A 22,237-nucleotide genomic window follows, 5' to 3' on the forward strand; every position below is an offset into this window, starting at 1 on the left:
TATAAATTCCATATAATTGTGAGAACGGAAATTTTGATCCTATGATAAGTCTCTGTGTTTTTGGGGCTGAAGCGATGCATAAGCAGGCAACGACAGCCGAACGGTTGATAAAAGCAGGTGGGGTACATGAAAACAATCAGGTTGACCATGGCGCAGGCTTTGGTGCGCTTTCTTGATAATCAGTACATCGACGTAGACGGCAGCGAAATCAAATTTGTAAAAGGGATTTTCGCCATTTTTGGCCACGGGAACGTCGTCGGATTGGGGCAAGCGCTGGAAGAGGACTGTGGCCAACTTAGCGTTCATCAAGGGCGTAACGAACAGGGAATGGCGCATATCGCGACGGGGTTTGCCCGCCAGATGCGTCGCCATCAGATTTATGCCTGCACCTCCTCAGTGGGGCCAGGGGCCGCCAATATGATCACCGCAGCGGCGACCGCGACGGCTAACCGTATTCCACTGCTTTTGCTGCCGGGCGATGTGTACGCATCGCGTCAACCCGACCCGGTTTTGCAACAGGTTGAACAAGAACACGATCTGACGCTGAGCACCAATGACGCTTTCCGTGCAGTTAGCCGCTACTGGGATCGCATTACGCGTCCGGAACAGCTAATGAGCGCCTGTATCAGCGCGATGCGGGTGTTAACCGATCCGGCGGATACGGGGGCCGTGACGCTTTGCCTGCCACAGGATGTGCAGGGTGAAGCCTGGGATTATCCGGATTATTTTTTCGCTCGCCGGGTCTATCGTCTTGAGCGTCACGCGCCGACGGAGCCGATGCTGAACGAGGCGGTTGCGCTGATTCGCCGCCACCAGCGGCCGCTGATCGTTTGCGGCGGGGGCGTGAAGTACTCGCAGGCTGAAGAGGCGCTGCTGAGATTTGCCGAACGCTGTCATCTGCCGATTGCTGAAACCCAGGCTGGCAAGGGAGCGCTCAGTTCTGCACACCCGCTGAACGTCGGCGGGATTGGCGAAACCGGTTCACTGGCGGCGAATCTGCTGGCGCAGGAGGCCGATCTGATTATCGGTGTAGGGACGCGCTATACCGATTTCACCACCTCCTCAAAGTGGATCTTCCAGAATCCCGACGTGCGCTACTTAAATATCAACGTTAGCCGCTTTGATGTCTTCAAGCTGGATGGCGTACAGATGCAGGGTGACGCTCGCGTCGCCCTGACGCAGCTTAGCGAACGGCTGGCCCAGGAGCATTATGCTTCGCAATGGGGTGAGACTATTCACCGCGTCCGCTCGCAATATATGGCGGAAGTTGAGCGCGTCTATGCTGTGGAATATAGCGGAGAGGGCTTCAAACCTGAAATTGAGGATCATATGGATACTCAAAAGGTGTTTGAAGAGTTTAATGAGATTACGCGGTCGTGGCTGACCCAGACGCGCGTGTTGGGCGTGCTTAACCGGATGTTGCCGGAAAACGCGCTGGTGGTGGCGGCGGCGGGCAGCCTGCCGGGCGACCTCCAGCGTGTCTGGCAAAGCCGCGGCGAGAATGATTACCACGTCGAGTACGGCTACTCCTGTATGGGCTACGAAGTCAATGCCGCATTGGGGGCCAAGCTGGCGCAGCCGGAGCGCGAGGTGTACAGCTTCGTGGGCGACGGTTCGTTCATGATGCTGCACTCTGAGTTGGTCACTTCCGTCCAGATGGGGAAAAAGATTACCGTCATTTTGCTCGATAACATGACCAACGGCTGTATCAATAATCTGCAAATGGAACACGGTATGGACAGTTACTTCACCGAGTTTCGTTTCCATCAGCAGGAGAGCGGTCGTCAGGAAGGCGGGTTTATCCCGGTCGATTTCGCTCGCATCGCTGAAGGATATGGTTGTAAAAGCTATCGCGTCACCACCATTGAACAACTGCATGAAGCGTTGGAAGATGCTCGTAAACAGACCGTGAGCACGCTGATAGACATAAAAGTGCTTCCCAAAACGATGGTGCATAAGTACCTGAGCTGGTGGCGCGTTGGTGGGGCGCAGGTATCCCGTAGCGAACGTATCCAGGCGGTAGCGCGTATGCTTGAAGAACATATCGGACACGCCCGGCAGTACTGATTAATTTGCCGTCGTTCAGGTTGCAGAAGTGTGGTTATTGTTCTGCAACCTGAACGATACAGCGTCAACGCATTGTTTGCTTTTCAGAACGGCAAAATAAAACGATCCGTTTTTCGCAGAATTACGGATGCTTTTCTTTTGCGGTTTTAAATTTACTATTCATGAGATTAAGAGGTACGAATGAAAAAGCTTCGATGTGGTGTTATTGGCCTCGGTCGGGTAGGTAAAATGCATGTTGAGAATATGTATTTACTGCCTCAATTAGATATTATCTGCGCCGCCGATTATTTTATTGAGGAGATGAGCGATTGGCTTTATTCGGTAAATATAACTTCAGGGTATAAAAATTATCAGGAACTTTTACAGCGTGATGATATAGAGGCAGTTTTTATTTTCACCTCAACGGATATGCACGAAGAGATCGTCACGGCGGCAGCGCAGGCGGGGAAGCACATTTTTTGTGAAAAACCGCTCAGCATGAATGAGGATGAGCAGGCCTCAATGGCGGTGCTGAGAAAAGTGAAAGAGAAGGGGGTGACGCTGCAGGTTGCCTTTAATCGCCGTTTTGATCCTCAGTTTCACGAGGTCTTTGAGCTGGTGCGCAGCGGCAAGATTGGTCGGCCCCAGATGATAAAAATCACCTCCCGCGATCCGGACCTGCTACCCCATGATCTGATCAAACGTATTGGCGGTCTGATTTTTGACTTCACCATGCATGACTTTGATATGGCTCGTTTTATGATGCAGGATGAAGTCAGCGAAGTCTATGTTAAGGGCAATACGCTGATTGATCCCAGCCTGAAAAATATTGATGATGTTGATACGCTTGCGGTGATGCTGACTTTCAGAAACGGCGGCTACGCGCTCATTGATAACAGCCGTCGGGCGGTATATGGCTATGACCAACGGGTGGAGGTTTTTGGCTCAGAAGGGATGGCGTATGCGGATAACGTTAGTGAGTCGACGGTGAAAGTTTTCAACAGCCAGCACTGCATAATGAAAAATCCCCTTCCTGATTTCACGGTCCGTTATCGCGAAGCTTACCGAACGGAAATATTACACTTTATTGATTCAGTCCTGCATCATACGCCGGTTGTCTGTACCGGCGAAGACGCATTATTGGCCCAGCGTATCGCTATTGCCGCGCAGCAATCATTAAAAAGCGGGCTGCCGGTGAAAATAACAAGCGATATTTATCTTTAACTGCATCTATTAATAATGAAGAAACTCTCGCACTGAAAAGTGTGAGAGCTTTTCTATACCGAGGGTAATAAAATGAAAGAAATGCAGGCAACGCTGCCCCAGACATTTTATATAAAACCAGGTAAGTTTATCTGGAGCTACCTGGGAACATTTTTATTTATGTTAGGCGGCTGTATTGAGAACAGCTGGTTATCTGCCTGGTTAAATACGCAGGGGGTTGATCAGGCGCATATCGGGCAGATTTTTGCCGGGTATGGGATTGTGGTCGCGATTACCTCCTGGCTATCCGGCGTCTGTGTGGACGTTTTTGGTCCTAAAAAGGTGATGGTTACCGGTTTTATCGTCTATCTTCTGGCTTCCGTCGCGTTTCTGAACTTTGCGCTACCCAGCCATGATTTTGGCGCAATTCTTGTTACCTATATGCTGCGTGGCGTGGGGTATCCGCTGGTCTGTTACTCCTTCCTGGTACGCCTGACCATCCAGTTGGATAATCACCAGCAAGGGATCGGCACCTCGCTATTTTGGGTGGTCTATAACCTTGGTTTTACCATCATTGGGCCGGTGGTGGCGGCGTCGTTAATTCCTGAGTTGGGGCATATCAACGTGATGTGGGCCGGGATGGGCGTTGCGCTGCTGGGGGTTCTCTTCATGCTGGTGCTGGAACGCAATGAATTCATTCTGAAACCGCGAACGACGCCGGTCTTCAACGAGTTATCTGCGGGTATCTCCATTATGTATGAACGGCCACGGATCGGTCTGGCGGTGATTGTCAAAACTATTAACGGTCTTGGCACCTATGGTTTTGTTGTCGTATTACCTCTGTTTCTGCTGGATAAGCACTTTACGCTTGAGGAATGGGCGAGTATTTGGGGGATTACCTTTATCTCTAACCAGGTCTTCAACATTATCTTTGGCTGGATGGGCGATAAAATTGGTTTTCGCCGAACCATCCAGATTTTTGGCAGCATCCTGACCGGTGTCGCTACGCTGATTGTTTACTGGGTGCCGATGATATGGGGGCATAACTATGTCGCCTTTATGCTGGCGATGTGTTTGTGGGGAGCCGGGCTGGCTGGCTTTGTGCCAATGACGCCGCTGGTGCCGATGATGGCGCCGGATAAGAAGGGGGCGGCGAACTCGGCCGTGAACTTTGGCTCCGGCCTGGGGAATTTCGTTGGGCCAGCGCTGGTCTCCGTTCTGGCAGGGTTCGGCACCGGCGTGGTGATGTATACTATGGCGGGGCTCTATTTATTCAGCGGCATCCTGGTGCAGTTTCTTAAAGTGCCTGGCGAGAAATAGCTTCAAATATTCTTCAAAAATCCCTTATAGCCTGTGATGTTCATCACTAAATTAAACCGGTTTTTATCAAGATTGATAAAGCCGGTTTTTTCACCCTACGTTAAATTGTACTAACGGATTACGGTTATTTACCCACTCATATACGTTCAGGGAGAAAATAATGAATATCGAAAAAACACGGTTTTGTATTAACCGGAAAATTGCACCGGGTCTAAGTATAGAAGCATTCTTTCGACTGGTTAAACGTCTTGAGTTTAATAAAGTGGAATTGCGTAATGATATGCCAAGCGGCAGAGTTACTGATGACTTGAATTATAATCAGGTGCGTAACCTGGCAGAAAAGTATGGACTTGAAATTGTCACAATTAATGCGGTCTATCCCTTCAACCAACTGACCGAGGAGGTAGTAAAAAAAACGGAAGGATTATTACGAGACGCGCAGGGAGTCGGCGCGCGGGCATTAGTTCTTTGTCCGCTGAATGATGGAACGATTGTGCCGCCGGAGGTTACGGTTGAGGCAATAAAACGACTGAGCGATCTCTTTGCCCGGTATGATATTCAGGGGCTGGTTGAACCTTTAGGATTCCGCGTAAGTTCGCTGCGTTCTGCCGTCTGGGCTCAGCAACTGATCCGGGAAGCAGGTTCCCCCTTTAAGGTTTTGCTGGATACCTTCCATCATCATCTGTACGAAGAGGCCGAAAAGGAGTTTGCGTCGCGCATTGATATTTCTGCTATCGGGCTGGTGCATTTGTCCGGTGTGGAAGACACCCGACCAACGGAAGCATTGGCTGATGAGCAGCGTATTATGCTGAGTGAAAAGGATGTAATGCAGAATTACCAGCAGGTGCAGCGTCTGGAAAATATGGGATATCGCGGTATTTACGCTTTTGAACCTTTTTCTTCCCAGTTGGCTTCCTGGAGTGAGGCGGAAATAGAGGAACAAATTAATCGCAGCGTGTCATTGCTGCTGCAATGATACAGCTAATTTCCAGGTGACCGTTTTCAGTTTCCGCAGCGTGGTATTTACAATGAAAATTGCTTTTGATGTCGATGTTATTAAACATTTACCCATTACCCAAATGGTACGGCAGGTTTCCGAGTGGGGGTATAAATATATTGAGCAGTCGCCGCACCCGCGTATTAATCCGTTTTATAAACACCCTAAAGCTGGTCGCGATACCATGCAGGAATATAAACGCGCCTTGCAGAACTACGGTGTGGAAATCTCGTCATTTATTGTGGTTTATCGTTGGTCCGGCCCCGATGAAGAGCGTCGGCGCGCCGCGGTAACCAACTGGAAGCGGATGATTGAGATTGCCGTTGATATGGGCGTACAGGTGATTAATACCGAGCTTTCCGGGACGCCGGATGAGCCGGAGATTTGTGAAGAGATGTGGTATCGCTCCATGGAGGAATTGCTGCCGATCGTGGAACGAGAGGGAATTCGAATCGAAATTCAGTCTCACCCCTGGGATTTCTGCGAACTGAACGATGAGACGGTCGACATGGTGCAGTCTTTGCGTAGTGATAACGTGACCTATCTGTACAGCGCACCGCATGGCTTCTTTTACGATAAAGGGCAGGGCGACGTCGCAAGGATGCTGAACTATGCCGGGGCCGATCTTTCGCATGTTCTGCTGGCCGATACGCACAACCACACGCTTCCCTGCCGCTATATCATGAACCCGCCTGGCGTGAATGCGACGATTCATCAGCACATCGGGCTGGGAGAAGGTGAGGTCGATTTTGACGCGCTATTCCAGGCACTGCGTGAAATGGATTTTGCAAACCGCACGTTTAAGGTGGGCGGTGAGGCAATTATCACCACGTCGCTGTTTGGTTATCCTGAGAAAATGAGTGTTCAGGCGGTGGAAACGCGCGAGCGGATCGAGCGGGAGCTACTCGGACGTTAAAAACGGGTGGATTTGCCTGTACCGCGCCACAGGCTGGCGCGGTCATTTGCGGCAATTACCCTTCGTTTTCCGCCAGCTCGCGCAGATACTGGAAAATCTGACGCGCTGATTTCGGCGGTTTGTTGCCTTCTTTCTCTTTCTTCGCATTGCGGATCAATGAACGAAGCTGTTGACGATCGGCGTGCGGCCACAGGGTCAGTACTTCGGCTACCGCGTCATCGCCTTCGACGATCAGACGATCGCGCAGATGCTCAAGCTTGTGAAACAGCACCACCTGCTGATTATGGCGGTTTTTCAGCTTGTCCAGCGCCTGGCGAATAGGTTCAACGTCGCGTTGGCGCAGCATTTTTCCGATAAGCTGCAACTGGCGGCGGCGTCCTTCCATTTTGATACGCTGGGCCAGTTCAATGGCGTCGCGCAGATCGGCGTCCAGCGGGATCTTATCCAGCGCGTTTTTCCCCAGATCCACCAGTTCCGCGCCCAGGCGTTTTAATTCCTCGGCATCGCGTTTAATTTCACTTTTACTGACCCAGATAATTTCATCGTCTTCGTCTTCGATGTCATCACCGGGAACGTCGTCGAGCCAGTCTTCGGGCTGCTTTGTCATGTCAGGCTCCTTAAAAAAAGAGGCTAATGTTACCAGTTAAGATGCGCACTGAAAAACGGTTCTCTGTTAGACTTCAGAGAAACTCTCTCTACATTATGGCATTTGCAATGAAAGTAATCTCACAAGTTGAAGCGCAGCGTAAGATTCTGGAAGAAGCAGTTTCGACAGCGCTGGAGTTAGCCTCAGGCAAATCGGATGGGGCGGAAGTCGCCGTCAGCAAGACCACCGGCATTAGCGTCAGCACCCGTTATGGTGAAGTAGAGAATGTCGAATTTAATAGCGACGGCGCGCTGGGCATTACGGTGTATCACCAGAACCGCAAAGGCAGCGCCTCTTCGACGGATTTAAGTCCGCAGGCGATTGCCCGTACCGTGCAGGCCGCGCTGGATATCGCGCGTTACACGTCGCCGGACCCGTGCGCAGGCGTGGCGGACAAAGAACTGCTGGCGTTTGACGCGCCGGATCTGGACTTGTTCCACCCGGCAGAGGTTACGCCAGACGAAGCCATTGAACTGGCCGCGCGTGCGGAGCAGGCTTCTCTAAAGGCGGATAAACGCATCACCAATACCGAAGGCGGTAGCTTTAACAGCCATTACGGCACTAAAGTGTTCGGCAACAGCCACGGCATGTTGCAGGGATATTGCTCCACGCGCCATTCGCTCTCAAGCTGCGTCATCGCCGAAGAGAACGGCGATATGGAGCGTGATTACGCTTACACCATCGGCCGGGCAATGGCGGATCTGCAAGCGCCGGAATGGGTCGGGGCCGAGTGCGCGCGCCGCACCTTATCCCGCCTGTCGCCGCGCAAGCTCTCCACTATGAAAGCGCCGGTCATTTTCGCCAATGAAGTGGCGACAGGGCTATTTGGTCATCTGGTCGGGGCGATTGCCGGCGGCGCGGTATACCGTAAATCCACTTTTCTGCTCGACTCGCTGGGCAAACAAATTCTGCCGGAATGGTTAACCATCGAAGAACACCCGCATCTGCTAAAAGGGCTGGCGTCTTCACCGTTCGACAGCGAAGGCGTGCGTACGGAACGCCGGGACATTGTGAAGGATGGCGTACTGACGCAATGGTTGCTGACCAACTATTCCGCCCGCAAACTGGGGCTGAAAAGTACCGGTCATGCCGGCGGCATTCATAACTGGCGTATCGCCGGGCAGGGGCTGAACTTTGAGCAGTTGCTAAAAGAGATGGGCACCGGCCTGGTGGTGACGGAACTGATGGGCCAGGGCGTCAGCGGTATTACCGGCGACTACTCCCGCGGCGCTGCGGGATTCTGGGTTGAAAATGGTGAAATCCAGTACCCGGTAAGTGAAATTACCATTGCCGGTAATTTAAAAGAGATGTGGCGTAATATTGTCACCGTAGGTGATGATATTGAAACGCGTAGTAATATACAGTGTGGTTCGGTATTGTTACCGGAGATGAAAATCGCCGGACAATAATACCCGTCATACTTCAGGCTGCAGGCGCGTTGGCTGCCTGCAACCCGAATTATTCAGGGTATTACACTTATCGTTAATAATAAAAAAGGAAGTGAGCAATGCGTAAAAGCCTGTTAGCTATTCTTGCTGTGTCATCGCTGGTATTCGGTTCGGCTGTTTTTGCTGCCGATCTTGAAGATAATATGGATATTCTCAATGATAACCTGAAAGTTGTTGAGAAAACGGATAGTGCCCCTGAACTGAAAGCGGCATTAACCAAAATGCGCGCGGCCGCGCTGGATGCTCAAAAAGCTACGCCGCCAAAGCTGGAAGATAAAGCGCCGGATAGCCCGGAAATGAAGGATTTTCGTCACGGTTTTGACATTCTGGTCGGCCAAATTGATGGCGCGCTGAAGCTGGCGAACGAAGGTAACGTTAAAGAAGCGAAAGCGGCGGCGGAAGCGCTAAAAACCACCCGCAATACGTATCATAAGAAGTATCGTTAATTTTTGTGGGATGGCGGCTTCGCTTTATCCGCAGGTCGCCATCCGGCAAAATGTAATACCCATCACACTTTCTCACTTTATACGACAACGTCATTGTTTGTTTCTGCCACGCTATTTCCTCTTTATGCCGCGATAGATCTCACACTTTCCCGGCGATAATTCATTAATGCCGCCTTTTCTGTGGCGCAGATCACCTATCCCACTCGCGTTTCCACTTCGAGGTGGAAAATAACTCGCTACAAACTTTTAACCCTTACCGCTAGTTTTATCTCATTGCCATTAACGGGGTGAGACGCGTGGATAACGGAGCAGTAAAACACGATGCCGGTGAGCGAATTAACGAACTGGCTGAACAGGTGTTAACGCAGGTGGATGGCCTGCTGGGGCGGCATCACATTGTCCCCAATGCGGTACAGACGCAAATGCTGACCTCGCACGTTCGCGCGATGGCGCACCGGTCAATTACCGGCGAGCCTTTACCGGAAGTCGATGCCAGCTTGTTTGATGAAATCTCAGCCGAATCAATGGCGCTCGCCCGCGAAATCGTGGCGGCGTTTGGCAACCTTCCTGACGAAGAAGCCTGGCTATTATCGGTACATTTTGAAGTCGCGAAAGACAACCTCTAAGGAGCAAAAAATGGAACAGATTACCGTCGTGATTGGCGATCGCTTGGGTAAAGGCCAGAAAGTGGCGGCAGGCGTGGAAAAAGCGGGCGGTCGCGCGGTCGTCGTACCGGGCGTCGCGGCAGACATGAAGCTGGGCGATGTGATGAAAGCGGAAAACGCCACCTTCGGCATTTCATTTTGCGGCAGCGGCGGCGCGGGCGCTATCACCGCGCAAAACAAGCATGGCTACAAAGCCAAATATGGAATGCGGTCAGTGGATGAAGGCGTCACCGCTATCAATGAAGGCTGCAACGTGTTGGGTTTCGGCTTTATGGATAAAGAAGAGCTCGGCGAGCGCCTGGTGCAGGCGTGGCAAAAGAAATACGGCGCCTGATGATGAAAGAGCAATTCACCACCACGGTGAGAGTAAAAGGCAAGGGCGACGCCAAAGCACGCGCCTTTGCCGATGCGCTGAACCATGTTCAGTCGGCGGTGATGAGAGAGTCGCCGTATATCTTACTGCGTATTGAGCCACAGGATGTGCGGATTGTTCAGGCGCATGAGTCGGTGCGTAAAGAGGCCTTTCTGTTTTTCTTTTTGCGCCGGGAACGACGCACTTACAGCGTGGAGCTGGATGTGACCGTCAACGTGACCGCCATCAATCTCGACAGGGTGGATTTCGTCGCGAAACGCTGATTTTTATTAAAAAGGCATAGTTATGTTCCTGATAATACTAATTAAATCGCTCATTATCGGCGCGCTGGTCGGCGTAGGGGTGGGCGCTGGGGCTGCACGCATGTTTCACGCGCCAACCACGCAGGGGATGGGCGCGTTCCGTACGTTGGGCGAACTCAACTCTTGTGAAGGCGACCCGGCATCTCACTTCTCCTTTGGGCTGGGTTTCTTCTTTAACGCCTGGGCGTCGTCTGTGGCGGCCGGATCGTTCACCCAGGATGTCGATCACCGCATCATCCCTAACTGGGGCGCGGCGGCGCTAATGATCAAAAACCGTAACGTCGGCGAGACGCTGCACGACCCGAAAAAAATGGCGATCGCCTGCGCCGTCATCGGCATGATCGTCGTGACGTTCCTTAACCTGACCGCCTCATCCGTGCCAGAAGCGCTACAGGTGACGGCGGTTAAGGTGCTGGTACCGGCGGCAAACCTGCTGGTCAACATCGTCATGCCTGTGATCTTCTGGTTAGCGGCGATCGACGCTGGTAAAAAATCGGGCTTCTGGGCCACCGTTTTCGGCGGCGCGGCGCAGCTCATCATGGGGAACGCCGTACCGGGGCTGGTACTGGGTATTTTGATCGGTAAAGGCGTAGAAGAGAGCGGCTGGAACCATGTCACCAAAGTGATGATGGTCGCCATCGTTTTGCTGTTTGTGTTGAGCGGCTTCTTCCGCGGCTTCGACATGAAAATGATCGAGTCTTTCAACATGACGGTACCGAACTGGCTTGAACTGATCCACAACTCGCTCAGCGGCAAATAACGGAGGCCACAATGGAAGAGAATAAAGGTTTTTGGTATGCCGACTGGTCGTTCCCGATCTTTGTTGGCCTGCTCTCCTCCGGCGTTTTCGCCGGGACGCATATGTACTATCTGTACGGCATCGGCGCATTTAACGAAGTCGCTTTTGTGGCGATGTTGAAAGCGGGGATGGATACCGGCGTCTACGGCGCGGTCGCCGCTTTCGGCGCCAGCTTTTTATTTGCCCGCATTATCGAAGGTTCGCTGGTCGGAATTCTGGATATCGGCGGGGCAATTCAGACCGGCGTGGGCTTAGGGGTTCCGGCGTTACTGCTGGGGGCTGGCTTTGTCTTCCCGGTGGCGAACTTTATCGCTTCGCTGATAACCGGTCTGGTGATTGGTCTGGCGATTGGCTACATCATTATTCTGGCGCGTAAGTTCACCATTAATCAGGGCGACTCCACGTACGGGGCGGACGTCATGATGGGGGCCGGTAACACTTCAGGCCGTTTTCTGGGGCCGTTGATTATCCTCAGCGCCATGACGGCATCGATTCCTATTGGTCTGGGCTCTTTGGTGGGCGCGCTGCTGTTTTATATCTGGCAGAAGCCGATTACTGGCGGCGCGATTTTAGGCGCGATGATCCTCGGTTCCATCTTCCCGGTTGCGATTAGCTAACTGTTGATTTGTAGGCCGGATAAGGCGGTTGCGCCGCCATCCGGCAAAGGAGAGAACGATGTTTGATTTACTCCTGCGCCATGCGCGTCTGGTCGATGACACGTTGACTAATATTGCCCTGCAAGATGGCAAAATCGCGGCGTTGGGTGACGTTGATGGTCCGGCGTTGAAAACCATTGACCTGCGCGGTGAGTGTTTTGTCAGCGCGGGTTGGATTGATTCTCACGTTCACTGCTACCCGACATCGCCGATTTACCACGACGAACCGGACAGCGTGGGTATTGCCACTGGCGTTACCACAGTGGTGGATGCAGGCAGCACTGGCGCAGATGATATTGACGATTTTTACACCCTGACCCGTGACGCGACCACCGACGTTTATGCGCTGCTGAATGTTTCACGCGTCGGGCTTATTGCCCAAAACGAGCTGGCTAACATGGCCAATATTGACGCTGATGCGGTTCGGCAGGCGGTAAAACGCCATCCGGATTTTATCGTCGGCCTCAAGGCGCGGATGAGCAGCAGCGTGGTAGGCGTTAACGGCATCACGCCGCTGGAACGCGCTAAAGCCATGCAGCAAGAAAACGGCAACCTGCCGCTGATGGTACATATTGGCAATAACCCGCCGGATCTGGACGAAATCGCGGAGCGTCTGACGGCGGGCGATATCATTACCCACTGTTACAACGGTAAGCCGAACCGTATTCTTCGGCCTGACGGCGAGCTGCGCGCCTCGGTGACACGAGCGCTGGCGCGCGGCGCGCGTCTGGACGTTGGGCATGGTACCGCCAGCCTGAGCTTTGCGGTGGCGAAACGCGCCATTAGCCTGGGGATTTTACCGCATACCATCAGTTCCGATATCTACTGCCGTAACCGCATCAATGGCCCGGTGCATTCGCTGGCTAATGTGATGTCGAAATTCCTCGCCATCGGCATGTCGCTGCCGCAGGTCATTGCGTGCGTGACGGCCAATGCCGCCGATAGCCTGAATCTGAAAACCAAAGGGCGTCTTCAGCCTGGTCTGGATGCCGACCTGACCCTCTTTATGCTTAAACGCCAGCCCACCGTGTTGGTAGACGCGGAAAACGACAGCTTACAGGCTGAAGAATTGCTGACGCCGCTTGCCGCGATACGCGCAGGCAAGGGCTATATGACCGAACAAGGGAGCGCGGAACATGCCTTCGATTTTTGAGAAGTATCAATTAAAACAGGTGATTAACGCCTCCGGACGTATGACGGCGCTCGGCGTCTCTACGCCGCGCCCGGAAGTGATAGACGCGGCGATGGCCGGAATGAATCAGTATTTCGAGATGAAAGATCTGGTGAATAAAACCGGCGAGTACATTGCGAAATTGCTGGAGGTGGAAGGGGCGACGGTAGTCTCCTGCGCCAGTGCGGGTCTTGCCCAGTCGGTTGCCGCGGTACTGGTTCAGGACAGCGACTGGCTGCTGGAAAACCTGCACGTTACACCGATTGAAAATAACGAAATCGTCCTGCCAAAGGGCCACAACGTCAACTTTGGCGCGCCGGTGGGAACGATGGTGGCGCTGGGCGGCGGCAAACTGGTGGAAGCCGGTTACGCCAACGAATGTTCCGCCGCGCAGTTGGCGGCGGCCATTACGCCGCGCACGGCGGCTATTCTCTATATCAAATCTCACCACTGTGTACAGAAAAGTATGCTCAGCGTGGAGCAGGCTGCGGTGGTGGCGCGCACGCATAATCTCCCGCTGATTGTGGACGCGGCGGCGGAAGAAGATTTGCAGTGCTACTACCGTATGGGCGCAGATCTCGTTATCTATAGCGGCGCGAAAGCGATTGAAGGGCCGACCAGCGGGCTGGTGATTGGCAAAACGCAGTATGTTGAGTGGGTAAAACGTCAGTCAGCGGGCATAGGCCGGGCGATGAAGGTCGGCAAAGAGGGAATTGTTGGCCTGACCTGTGCCATTGAATTGTACCTGCGGGCGCAAAAAGAGAGCGGCGCGGAGATGGTAGAAAAAATGGCGCCCTTTATCGACACGTTGAACACGTTTAACGGCGTCAGCGCCCGCGTGGTGTGGGACAGCGCCGGACGCGACATCGCGCGCACGGAAATTAAGTTTGATGAAGCCGTTACCGGCATCGCCACTGGCGACCTGGTCGACGCGCTGAAGCAAGGGGAATACGCGATTTACTTTCGCGGATACAAAGCCAACGAAGGGATTATTGAAGCGGATGTCCGCAGCGTCGATCGCGCGCAGTTAGCGATTGTGGCGCGTCGTATTGGCGAAGTGATTAATCAGGAGAAAAAAGCATGAAACTGACCCCTAACTTTTACCGCGATCGCGTTTGCCTGAACGTACTGGCCGGTTCGAAAGATAACGCCCGGGAAATCTACGCGGCGGCGGAAGGTCATGTGCTGGTTGGCGTGCTCTCCAAAAACTATCCGGATGTGGCAAGCGCAGTCGCGGATATGCGTGAATATGCGGCGCTTATCGACAATGCGCTCTCCGTCGGACTGGGGGCAGGCGATCCTAACCAGTCGGCGATGGTGAGCGAAATCTCGCGTCAGGTACAGCCGCAGCATGTCAACCAGGTGTTTACCGGCGTAGGGGCCAGCCGGGCGCTGCTGGGGCAAAACGAGACGGTGGTGAACGGTCTTGTCTCGCCGACCGGCACGCCGGGGCTGGTGAAAATTTCCACCGGCCCGCTAAGCAGCCGCGCGCCGGACGGCATCGTACCCATAGAAACGGCGATTGCGCTACTCAAAGATATGGGCGGCAGCTCCATTAAATACTTTCCGATGGGAGGGCTCACCTGTCGCGACGAGTATAAAGCGGTAGCTGACGCCTGCGCCCGCCATGATTTCTGGCTGGAACCGACGGGCGGTATCGATCTGGAAAACTTCGCCGAGATTCTGCACATCGCCCTTGATGCAGGTGTAAGCAAAATCATTCCTCACATTTATAGTTCGATTATTGATAAGGTGAGCGGCAACACCCGTGCGGACGATGTGCGTCAGTTACTCGCTATCGTCCGGTCGCGTGTCGGCTAATCATGAGGAGAGAGACGTGCGATTCCCCAACCAACGTTTAGCGCAGCTATTTGCGATGCTGCAAAACGAGACGCTGCCGCAGGATGAGCTGGCGCAGCGGTTGTCGGTCTCCACGCGTACCGTTCGGGCGGATATCGCCGCGTTGAACATGTTGCTGACGCCGCATGGAGCGCAATTTACTCTCAGCCGCGGCAACGGGTATCAGCTCAAAATTGATGATCCGGCACGTTATCAATCCCTGCAAACGCAGCAATCTCCCGCCCTGGCGCGCGGTCCGCGCACCAGCCAGGAGCGGATACACTATTTGCTGGCGCGTTTTTTAACCTCCGCCTTCTCTCTGAAGCTGGAGGATTTGGCAGATGAATGGTTTGTCAGCCGTGCGACGTTGCAGAACGACATGGCGGACGTGCGCGAGCATTTGCTGCGTTATCATCTGACGCTGGAAACGCGTCCGCGTCATGGCATGAAATTGTTTGGCGGAGAGATGGCGATTCGCGCCTGTCTGACCGACCTTTTATGGACGCTGGCGCAGCAGGAGCCCTCTCATCCGTTAATTGTTAGTACCACGCTGAACACCGAGGTGTCTCAACGGCTGCGGTCTCTTTTGCCGGATATTTTCTCTCATTGTCAAATCCGCCTGACCGATGAGGGCGAGCTGTTTCTGTGTTTATACTGCGCGGTGGCGGTACGGCGTATTCGCGAGGGGTATCCGTTATCGGAATGCGTGGCAGAGGAGGTCGATGAAAAGGTGCGCCATGCGGCGCATGAGATTGCGGAGCTACTACAACAGCTGGCTGACAAGCCGCTGTCGGAGCCGGAAGTAAGCTGGCTGAAGGTGCATATTGCCGCCCGCCAGGTACAGGAGATTGCCCCCAGCGCCATTAATGCCGATGATGAAGAGGCGCTGGTGCGCTATATCCTCAATTTTATTAATACCCAGTACAACTATAACCTGTTGAATGATAAACAGCTTCACGCGGACTTGCTGACCCACATCAAAACGATGATCACCCGCGTGCGCTACCAGATCATGATCCCCAACCCACTACTGGAAAATATTAAGCAGCACTATCCGATGGCGTGGGATATGACGTTGGCGGCGATATCGAGTTGGGGAAAATACACGCCGTATACCATTAGCGAAAACGAAATCGGTTTTCTGGTGCTGCATATTGGCGTTGGGCTGGAACGTAGTTACAACATTGGCTACCAGCGGCAGCCGCAAGTACTGTTAGTGTGCGATGCTGGTAATGCGATGGTGCGGATGATTGAAGCGGTACTGGCGCGGAAATACCCGCAGATTGAGATTGCCCGCACTCTGACGCTACGCGACTATGAGGCGCGGGACAGTATTGTGGAGGATTTTGTGATTTCCACGGCGCGGATCGGCGAAAAAGATAAACCGGTCATCATGATCGCGCCCTTTCCTACCGACTATCAATTGGAGCAGATCGGTAAGCTGGTGCTGGTGGACAGAACCCGTCCGTGGATGCTGGATAAATATTTCGATGCCTCGCATTTTCGCATCGTGGAGGGGGAAATAGATCAACAGACGCTGTTTAAAACGCTGTGCGATCAGTTGCATGAGGAAGGCTTTGTTGATGCGGCGTTTCTCGATTCGGTTATTGAACGTGAAGCTATCGTCAGTACGTTATTAGGCGACGGGATTGCCTTGCCGCACGCGCTGGGGCTGCTGGCGAAGAAAACGGTGGTTTATACGGTGCTCGCGCCACAGGGGATTGCCTGGGGTGATGAAACGGCGCACGTTATTTTTTTACTCGCCATCAGCAAAAGTGAATATGAAGAGGCGATGGCCATCTACGATATTTTCGTCACTTTCCTGCGCGAACGCGCCATGACGCGCCTCTGCGCATGTCAGAATTTTACGCAATTTAAAACGGTCGCGATGGAGTGCGTGAGTCGTTTTTGAGAGGCGTTATCCAGAATTCGATGTAATGCGAATGTAATGCTAAACTGCATTACACATTCGATTCTACTGGAGGCATAATGGCCACGCTGAACGTCCGTCTGGATGACAAACTCAAAAATGAGGCTTATGCCGTGCTGGAAAAACTGAACATTACTCCAACGGAAGCCGTGCGATTACTGTTCCAGTACGTCGCGGAAACGGGGCGCATGCCAGTGAAAACCGTCACTCTTAGCGACAGTGAAGATGCATTGATTCAGACAGTTCGGGAGAGGCTGTCTAGTCCGCAAAAGGGAATCAAGGTTAGTCTGGATGACTTATGAACTGGAATTCGACCCGAGGGCCTTAAAAGAGTGGCATAAGCTGGGCGATACGGTGAAGGCTCAGCTTAAGAAAAAGTTGGCTGATGTGCTATTGAACCCCAGAATCGACTCTGCCCGTTTAAACGGTCTTCCTGACTGCTATAAAATTAAGCTTAAATCGTCCGGTTATCGTCTGGTGTACCAGGTTCGGGATGACGTTGTGATTGTGTTTGTTGTCGCGGTCGGCAAGCGAGAACATTCAGCCGTCTATCACGATGCAAACAAACGGCTTTAGCGATCAACGCAAATGATGCACTACCTGGTTGCTGCTACCGCGCCAGATAAGCGCCGGGTCTTTCAGATCCTGCACAAATTTGCCATCGACCAGCACGTTAATGAGATCGACTACCTGCATTTGCGCGGCGTTGAGTTCATCGAGCTTGTAGCCGGTCCACACCCAGATATCTTTCCCCGGGCACTCTGCGCGGATGCGTTGTACCAGTGCCAGGATATCCGGTACGTTTTGCGGATGCAGCGGATCGCCGCCCGACAGCGAGATCCCCTGACGGTGAATGCGCGTGTCGTTCAGATCGGCAATGATCTTATCTTCCATCTCTTTGGTAAACGGCTGGCCGGAATTGAGCCGCCAGGTGCTTTTGTTGTAGCAGCCAGGGCATTCATGCACGCACCCTGACACAAACAGGGTGCAGCGGGTGCCGGGGCCGTTAACGATGTCTACGGGGTAGTATTGGTGAAAGTTCATGTTTCCTCGTTGCATTTGGCGCTGTAGCGGCGTTGGCCGCTCTCACTTACCCAGGTCACTTACTTATGTAAGCTCCCTGGGATTCGTTCGTTTGCCGCCTTGCTACAACACCAACTGCTTAGAGGAAACTCATGAAATTGGAACTATAGCCAGCGGTTGTAGGCCGGATAAGGTGTTTACACCGCCATCCGGCATTTACACATTGCAAACGGAGGATTAACCGATCTGCCCATTGCCTAAATGCTTCACGCGGCGCTTCACTTCTTCCTGCTTACCGGCGTTAAACGGGCGCGCGTCCGGGCTGCCTAAATAACCGCACACGCGACGGGTAACCGAGACGCGCGCGGCGTCGTGGTTGCCGCATTTCGGGCAGGTGAAACCTTTACTGGTACATTCGAACTCGCCGGTAAAGCCGCACTCGTAGCATTCATCGATCGGCGTGTTGGTGCCGTAATACGGTACATGCTGATAGCTGTAATCCCAGACATCTTCCAGCGCTTTCAGGTTGTGCTGAATGTTCGGGTATTCGCCGTAGCAAATGAAACCCCCGTTCGCCAGCGGCGGATACGGCGCTTCGAAATCGATTTTGTCGTACGGGTTGACCTTCTTCTCCACGTCGAGGTGGAAGCTGTTGGTGTAGTAACCTTTATCGGTTACGCCCGGCACCACGCCGAACTCGGCGGTATCCAGACGGCAGAAGCGGTCACAGAGGTTTTCACTTGGCGTGCTGTACAGACTAAAGCCGTAGCCGGTCTCGTCTTTCCACTGATCCACGGCCTGGCGCAGACGCTCCACAATCGCGATGCCTTTAGCGCGAAGCTGCTCGCTGTCGTACAGGTGTTCGCCGCCGAACAGCGCGTTAATGGTTTCATGGATACCAATGTAGCCCAGAGAGATGGACGCACGACCATTTTTAAAGATTTCAGACACGTCGTCATCCGCTTTCAGCCGCACGCCGCAGGCGCCTTCCATATACAGGATAGGCGCGACACGGGCTTTCACGCCTTCAAGGCGGGCGATACGGGTCATCAGCGCCTTCCGCGCCAGCGCCAGACGTTCATCCAGCAGTTTCCAGAATGCGGTTTCGTCGCCTTTTGCTTCCAGCGCGATGCGCGGCAGGTTAAGGCTAATCACGCCCAGGTTGTTACGCCCGTCGTGGATCTGCTCGCCGTTTTCGTTCTCCCACACGCCGAGGAAGCTGCGGCAGCCCATTGGCGTTTTGAACGAACCGGTGACTTTGACCACCTGATCGTAGTTGAGGATGTCCGGATACATGCGCTTGCTCGCGCACTCCAGCGCCAGTTGTTTAATGTCGTAGTTCGGATCGCCAAACTTGTGGTTCAAACCATCGCGGATAGCGAAGACCAGTTTCGGGAACACGGCGGTTTTGCGATTTTTACCCAGACCGGCGATACGGTTACGCAAAATAGACGCCTGGATCAGACGCGACTCCCAACTGGTGCCGAGGCCAAAACCAAAGGTCACGAAAGGCGTCTGGCCGTTAGCGGTGTGCAGCGTGTTAACTTCGTATTCCAGCGACTGGAAGGCGTCGTAGCACTCTTTTTCGGTGCGAGAACGCGCATACCCTTCGGCATCCGGGATCTGCCACTCATCGGCGGTTTTGCGGTGCTTGTTATAGCTTTCGGTGACAAACGGCGCCAGCACTTCGTCGATACGGTTAATGGTGGTGCCGCCATAAATATGGCTGGCGACCTGCGCGATAATCTGCGCGGTAACGGCAGTGGCGGTAGAGATAGATTTTGGCGGTTCGATCTCGGCGTTACCCATCTTGAAGCCTTGGGTCAACATGCCTTTCAGGTCGATCAACATACAGTTGAACATCGGGAAGAACGGCGAATAGTCGAGATCGTGATAGTGGATATCGCCGCGCTCATGCGCTTGTACTACGTCACGCGGCAACAGGTGCTGGCGGGCATAGTGTTTGGCGACAATCCCGGCCAGCAAATCGCGCTGGGTGGGAATGACTTTACTGTCTTTGTTGGCGTTTTCATTGAGCAACGCGGAGTTAGTTTGCTCTACCAGGCCGCGAATTTCCTGGTTCAGACGACCACGCTTTTCACGCTGAATGTCACGATCGTGACGGTATTCGATGTAGGCGCGGGCAAGCTGTTTGTACGGGCCGGACATCAGTTGGTTTTCAACCGCAGTTTGGATCTCGTTAATATCCACCTGACTGCGTGCGTTCATTTGGCTGCTAACGACTTCTGCGACGGTGGCACAGTAATCTGCGTCATCGACTCCCGCTGCTTTAGCTGCACGTAGAATGGCTTCCTTAATGCGCTCTGATTTGAATGGCACTTTACAGCCATCTCGTTTCATCACATGCGGTGTCATGATCACTCCATATTTGTAAGAACAGGTTATCCACAGAGGCCGGGGAAGCCATAACAGGTTTATTCATCTCTTTTCCAACGACTTCCCGCAATCCTGACCCAGGTTATCCACAATTCACCTTGTGTCGAGTGAACGGATGTTGTAGCAATTGTAGTCAATTAATACAACATATTGGGTCGGCGTGCATTTTAAAGTCTATATGTAGTGATTTGCATCAAGGATGTTTGCAATTTTATTGATGTAGAACAAGGTAAAAATCAGAGCGTACAGATGGCGGGCGCTGTAGCGTTTGTAAAAGATAGCAAGAAAAATCTGATTAATTATTCAACAAAAACAGACAGTAACCTGGAGCAACGCCACAGCCCGTGTCAATAGGTTTGTGGCGTTTATCCGTATAAGGACGTCGCGCTAGCGTTGTAACCACCAGATGGCTTCAAATGGGCGGAGCGTCATCGCGGCTGGCTGGCTGGCGACCTCGCCATAATTGTGCAGTAGCGCCTGCCACTGTCCTTTGATATGCGGCGGATGCCACTCCTGACACTGGTCGCTCAGATTGGCGACGACCAGCAGGGTTTGCCCCTGCCACTGGCGGCGATAACACCATACTGATGGGCTATCCGGGAGGAGATCCTGATAATCGCCCCAGATCAGTACAGGCTGGGTTTTACGCAGCGCAATCAGCTTTTGATAGGTGTAAAACACCGAGTTTTCATCGCGTAATGCTGCCGCGACGTTAACCTCCGCATAGTTATCGCACAGGCTTATCCACGGCTCGCCCTGGGTGAAACCGGCGTTTTTACCGTTGTCCCACTGCATCGGCGTGCGGCTGTTGTCGCGGGATTTACTGGCCAGAATAGCCAGCAGTTCGTCGGGGTCGCGCCCGGCGGCGCGTAGCGCGGCAAACATATTATGACTTTCCACGTCGCGATAATCGGTGATGCGGGTAAAGTGTGGGTTGGTCATGCCGATTTCTTCGCCCTGATAGATATAAGGCGTCCCTTGCATACCGTGCAGCGCCATCGCCAGCATTTTCGCGGCTGGAATCCGGTATTCACCCTCGTCGCCAAAGCGGGAAACGATGCGCGGCTGATCGTGATTACACCAGAATAACGCGTTCCAGGCGACGTTATGCATCCCCTGTTGCCAGTGGCGGAACAACGCTTTCAGCGCCACATAATCAGGTTTTGCCAGCGTCCACTTTTCGCCATTGGGGTAATCCACCTTCAGATGATGAAAATTGAAGGTCATCGAGAGTTCGTCGCCGCTAAGCGCGGCATATTGCTGGCAGTTTTCCAGCGTGGTAGAGGACATTTCGCCTACCGTCATCAGATTACGCGGCGTAAAAACGTCACGGTTCATTTCGCGTAAAAACGTATGCGCGCGCGGCCCGTCGGTATAAAAGCGGCGTCCGTCGCCCGTCGGATCGTCAGGAAAATCCTGATCTTTGGCGATCAGGTTCACCACGTCCAGACGCAGGCCATCCACGCCGCGATCGGCCCAGAATTCGCAGACCTTTTTCAGCTCGGCGCGCACGGCGGGGTTTTCCCAGTTCAGGTCGGCCTGTTCAGGCGCGAAAAGGTGTAAATAGTATTGTTCGCTTTGGCTATGCCAGCGCCAGGCGCTGCCGCCAAATTTGGATTGCCAGTTATTCGGGCAGACATCCGGCGTGCCGTCGCGCCAGATGTAAAACTGACGGTATGGGCTCTCTTTGTTCAGCGCTTCGCGAAACCAGGCGTGCTGGGTAGAAGTATGGTTAAACACCATATCCAGGATGATACGAATACCGCGTGCTTTCGCCTGCGCGACCAGCTCGTCAAAATCATCCAGCGTGCCGTAGGTCGGGTCGATGGCCGTATAATTTGCGACGTCATAACCGTTATCCACCTGCGGCGAGATATAAAACGGCGTGAGCCAGATGGCATCTACGCCGAGTCGCTGTAGATAGCCAAGGTGCTGCGTGACGCCGCGTAAATCGCCGGTGCCGCTGCCGGTCGTGTCCTGAAAACTTTTCGGGTAGATCTGATAGATAACGCCGTTTTGCCACCAGTGGGGAATAGTCATTGTTGTTTCCTGCAAGTGCG

22 protein-coding genes are annotated in these 22,237 nt (G+C 53.3%); 18 read left to right on the forward strand and 4 right to left on the reverse strand.

The features are described from left to right. Window positions 1-126 precede the first annotated feature (126 nt). The 5 genes from iolD to iolH all read left to right on the forward strand — a co-directional run bounded on the left by iolD (window position 127) and on the right by iolH (window position 6,482). Window positions 127-2,067: a 3D-(3,5/4)-trihydroxycyclohexane-1,2-dione acylhydrolase (decyclizing) gene (gene iolD, locus ACLJTG_RS15330; RefSeq protein ID WP_000849476.1), complete on the forward strand. Its 1,941-nt coding sequence runs from the start codon at window positions 127-129 to the stop codon at window positions 2,065-2,067. 180 nt (window positions 2,068-2,247) lie between these two features. Beyond that, a complete protein-coding gene (gene iolG2, locus ACLJTG_RS15335; protein WP_000736098.1) occupies window positions 2,248-3,270 on the forward strand; it encodes a D-chiro-inositol-2-dehydrogenase IolG2 in 1,023 nt (340 codons plus the stop codon). 72 nt (window positions 3,271-3,342) lie between these two features. Next, window positions 3,343-4,569, forward strand: coding sequence for an MFS transporter (locus ACLJTG_RS15340; RefSeq protein ID WP_021001080.1), 1,227 nt, complete (start codon window positions 3,343-3,345; stop codon window positions 4,567-4,569). A gap of 160 nt (window positions 4,570-4,729) precedes the next feature. Then, complete coding sequence (gene iolI2 / locus ACLJTG_RS15345; protein ID WP_021001081.1) at window positions 4,730-5,545, forward strand: 2-keto-myo-inositol isomerase IolI2; 816 nt, start codon at window positions 4,730-4,732, stop codon at window positions 5,543-5,545. Between the two features lie 52 nt (window positions 5,546-5,597). After that, window positions 5,598-6,482: a sugar phosphate isomerase/epimerase IolH gene (gene iolH / locus ACLJTG_RS15350; protein ID WP_000683955.1), complete on the forward strand. Its 885-nt coding sequence runs from the start codon at window positions 5,598-5,600 to the stop codon at window positions 6,480-6,482. 55 nt (window positions 6,483-6,537) lie between these two features. Here the strand turns inward: iolH and yjgA are convergent, their stop codons facing one another. After that, window positions 6,538-7,089 (reverse strand): ribosome biogenesis factor YjgA, encoded by a 552-nt coding sequence (yjgA, locus tag ACLJTG_RS15355; RefSeq protein WP_000166287.1) that lies wholly within the window; start codon window positions 7,087-7,089, stop codon window positions 6,538-6,540. A 95-nt stretch (window positions 7,090-7,184) separates the two neighbouring features. Between yjgA and pmbA the strand changes: the two genes are divergently transcribed. The 13 genes from pmbA (at window position 7,185) to ACLJTG_RS15420 (ending at window position 17,333) form a co-directional block, all read left to right on the forward strand. After that, window positions 7,185-8,537, forward strand: a complete 1,353-nt coding sequence (gene pmbA, locus ACLJTG_RS15360) for a metalloprotease PmbA (RefSeq protein WP_079951335.1) — start codon at window positions 7,185-7,187, stop codon at window positions 8,535-8,537. 98 nt (window positions 8,538-8,635) lie between these two features. Next, on the forward strand, window positions 8,636-9,022 hold the full coding sequence (gene cybC, locus ACLJTG_RS15365; protein ID WP_001232231.1) for a cytochrome b562: 387 nt from the start codon (window positions 8,636-8,638) through the stop codon (window positions 9,020-9,022). Between the two features lie 287 nt (window positions 9,023-9,309). Continuing rightward, a complete protein-coding gene (locus ACLJTG_RS15370; protein WP_001255103.1) occupies window positions 9,310-9,648 on the forward strand; it encodes a glycine dehydrogenase in 339 nt (112 codons plus the stop codon). 10 nt (window positions 9,649-9,658) lie between these two features. Beyond that, window positions 9,659-10,021, forward strand: coding sequence for an SFCGS family glycine-rich protein (locus ACLJTG_RS15375; protein WP_000435389.1), 363 nt, complete (start codon window positions 9,659-9,661; stop codon window positions 10,019-10,021). Then, window positions 10,021-10,323: a DUF4312 family protein gene (locus ACLJTG_RS15380; RefSeq protein WP_000975187.1), complete on the forward strand. Its 303-nt coding sequence runs from the start codon at window positions 10,021-10,023 to the stop codon at window positions 10,321-10,323. Before ACLJTG_RS15375 ends, ACLJTG_RS15380 begins: the two co-directional genes overlap by 1 nt. A 22-nt stretch (window positions 10,324-10,345) precedes the next feature. Then, window positions 10,346-11,122 carry a DUF4311 domain-containing protein gene (locus tag ACLJTG_RS15385; protein ID WP_000478578.1) on the forward strand — a complete coding sequence of 259 codons (777 nt, stop codon included), beginning with the start codon at window positions 10,346-10,348 and terminating at the stop codon, window positions 11,120-11,122. 11 nt (window positions 11,123-11,133) lie between these two features. Beyond that, entirely contained in the window at window positions 11,134-11,778 is a 645-nt protein-coding gene (locus ACLJTG_RS15390; RefSeq protein WP_079951333.1) for a DUF4310 family protein, read from the forward strand. A 58-nt stretch (window positions 11,779-11,836) separates the two neighbouring features. Continuing rightward, window positions 11,837-12,970 (forward strand): amidohydrolase/deacetylase family metallohydrolase, encoded by a 1,134-nt coding sequence (locus ACLJTG_RS15395; RefSeq protein ID WP_079951332.1) that lies wholly within the window; start codon window positions 11,837-11,839, stop codon window positions 12,968-12,970. After that, a complete protein-coding gene (locus ACLJTG_RS15400; protein WP_023260354.1) occupies window positions 12,954-14,072 on the forward strand; it encodes a DgaE family pyridoxal phosphate-dependent ammonia lyase in 1,119 nt (372 codons plus the stop codon). Before ACLJTG_RS15395 ends, ACLJTG_RS15400 begins: the two co-directional genes overlap by 17 nt. Next, window positions 14,069-14,809: a 2-dehydro-3-deoxy-phosphogluconate aldolase gene (dagF, locus tag ACLJTG_RS15405; protein ID WP_079951331.1), complete on the forward strand. Its 741-nt coding sequence runs from the start codon at window positions 14,069-14,071 to the stop codon at window positions 14,807-14,809. Before ACLJTG_RS15400 ends, dagF begins: the two co-directional genes overlap by 4 nt. Window positions 14,810-14,825: 16 nt before the next feature. After that, window positions 14,826-16,739, forward strand: a complete 1,914-nt coding sequence (locus tag ACLJTG_RS15410) for a BglG family transcription antiterminator (protein ID WP_139761600.1) — start codon at window positions 14,826-14,828, stop codon at window positions 16,737-16,739. 77 nt (window positions 16,740-16,816) lie between these two features. Further along, a complete protein-coding gene (locus ACLJTG_RS15415; protein ID WP_000212724.1) occupies window positions 16,817-17,059 on the forward strand; it encodes a type II toxin-antitoxin system RelB/DinJ family antitoxin in 243 nt (80 codons plus the stop codon). Continuing rightward, complete coding sequence (locus ACLJTG_RS15420; protein WP_000220578.1) at window positions 17,049-17,333, forward strand: type II toxin-antitoxin system RelE family toxin; 285 nt, start codon at window positions 17,049-17,051, stop codon at window positions 17,331-17,333. Before ACLJTG_RS15415 ends, ACLJTG_RS15420 begins: the two co-directional genes overlap by 11 nt. A gap of 3 nt (window positions 17,334-17,336) precedes the next feature. On the opposite strand, the gene nrdG is transcribed toward ACLJTG_RS15420, so the two are convergent. The 3 genes from nrdG to treC form a co-directional block, all read right to left on the reverse strand. Continuing rightward, complete coding sequence (gene nrdG, locus ACLJTG_RS15425) at window positions 17,337-17,801, reverse strand: anaerobic ribonucleoside-triphosphate reductase-activating protein (protein WP_001009177.1); 465 nt, start codon at window positions 17,799-17,801, stop codon at window positions 17,337-17,339. A 216-nt stretch (window positions 17,802-18,017) separates the two neighbouring features. Further along, window positions 18,018-20,156, reverse strand: a complete 2,139-nt coding sequence (nrdD, locus tag ACLJTG_RS15430) for an anaerobic ribonucleoside-triphosphate reductase (protein WP_000187818.1) — start codon at window positions 20,154-20,156, stop codon at window positions 18,018-18,020. A gap of 408 nt (window positions 20,157-20,564) precedes the next feature. After that, the gene (treC, locus tag ACLJTG_RS15435) at window positions 20,565-22,217 is read right to left on the reverse strand and encodes an alpha,alpha-phosphotrehalase (protein ID WP_079898733.1); all 1,653 of its coding nucleotides are present in this window, start codon (window positions 22,215-22,217) and stop codon (window positions 20,565-20,567) included. Between the last annotated feature and the right edge of the window lie 20 nt (window positions 22,218-22,237).

The sequence above is a fragment of the Salmonella sp. SAL00672 genome, from assembly GCF_046552175.1.
In the GTDB taxonomy this organism is placed as follows: Bacteria; Pseudomonadota; Gammaproteobacteria; order Enterobacterales; family Enterobacteriaceae; genus Salmonella; species Salmonella enterica.

Coding starts and splice junctions, on each gene's coding strand:
- iolD (WP_000849476.1), top strand. CDS start 127: ATGAAAACAATCAGGTTGACCATGGCGCAGGCTTTGGTGCGCTTTCTT.
- iolG2 (WP_000736098.1), top strand. CDS start 2,248: ATGAAAAAGCTTCGATGTGGTGTTATTGGCCTCGGTCGGGTAGGTAAA.
- ACLJTG_RS15340 (WP_021001080.1), top strand. CDS start 3,343: ATGAAAGAAATGCAGGCAACGCTGCCCCAGACATTTTATATAAAACCA.
- iolI2 (WP_021001081.1), top strand. CDS start 4,730: ATGAATATCGAAAAAACACGGTTTTGTATTAACCGGAAAATTGCACCG.
- iolH (WP_000683955.1), top strand. CDS start 5,598: ATGAAAATTGCTTTTGATGTCGATGTTATTAAACATTTACCCATTACC.
- yjgA (WP_000166287.1), bottom strand. CDS start 7,089: ATGACAAAGCAGCCCGAAGACTGGCTCGACGACGTTCCCGGTGATGAC.
- pmbA (WP_079951335.1), top strand. CDS start 7,185: ATGGCATTTGCAATGAAAGTAATCTCACAAGTTGAAGCGCAGCGTAAG.
- cybC (WP_001232231.1), top strand. CDS start 8,636: ATGCGTAAAAGCCTGTTAGCTATTCTTGCTGTGTCATCGCTGGTATTC.
- ACLJTG_RS15375 (WP_000435389.1), top strand. CDS start 9,659: ATGGAACAGATTACCGTCGTGATTGGCGATCGCTTGGGTAAAGGCCAG.
- ACLJTG_RS15380 (WP_000975187.1), top strand. CDS start 10,021: ATGATGAAAGAGCAATTCACCACCACGGTGAGAGTAAAAGGCAAGGGC.
- ACLJTG_RS15385 (WP_000478578.1), top strand. CDS start 10,346: ATGTTCCTGATAATACTAATTAAATCGCTCATTATCGGCGCGCTGGTC.
- ACLJTG_RS15390 (WP_079951333.1), top strand. CDS start 11,134: ATGGAAGAGAATAAAGGTTTTTGGTATGCCGACTGGTCGTTCCCGATC.
- ACLJTG_RS15395 (WP_079951332.1), top strand. CDS start 11,837: ATGTTTGATTTACTCCTGCGCCATGCGCGTCTGGTCGATGACACGTTG.
- ACLJTG_RS15400 (WP_023260354.1), top strand. CDS start 12,954: ATGCCTTCGATTTTTGAGAAGTATCAATTAAAACAGGTGATTAACGCC.
- dagF (WP_079951331.1), top strand. CDS start 14,069: ATGAAACTGACCCCTAACTTTTACCGCGATCGCGTTTGCCTGAACGTA.
- ACLJTG_RS15415 (WP_000212724.1), top strand. CDS start 16,817: ATGGCCACGCTGAACGTCCGTCTGGATGACAAACTCAAAAATGAGGCT.
- ACLJTG_RS15420 (WP_000220578.1), top strand. CDS start 17,049: ATGACTTATGAACTGGAATTCGACCCGAGGGCCTTAAAAGAGTGGCAT.
- nrdG (WP_001009177.1), bottom strand. CDS start 17,801: ATGAACTTTCACCAATACTACCCCGTAGACATCGTTAACGGCCCCGGC.
- nrdD (WP_000187818.1), bottom strand. CDS start 20,156: ATGACACCGCATGTGATGAAACGAGATGGCTGTAAAGTGCCATTCAAA.
- treC (WP_079898733.1), bottom strand. CDS start 22,217: ATGACTATTCCCCACTGGTGGCAAAACGGCGTTATCTATCAGATCTAC.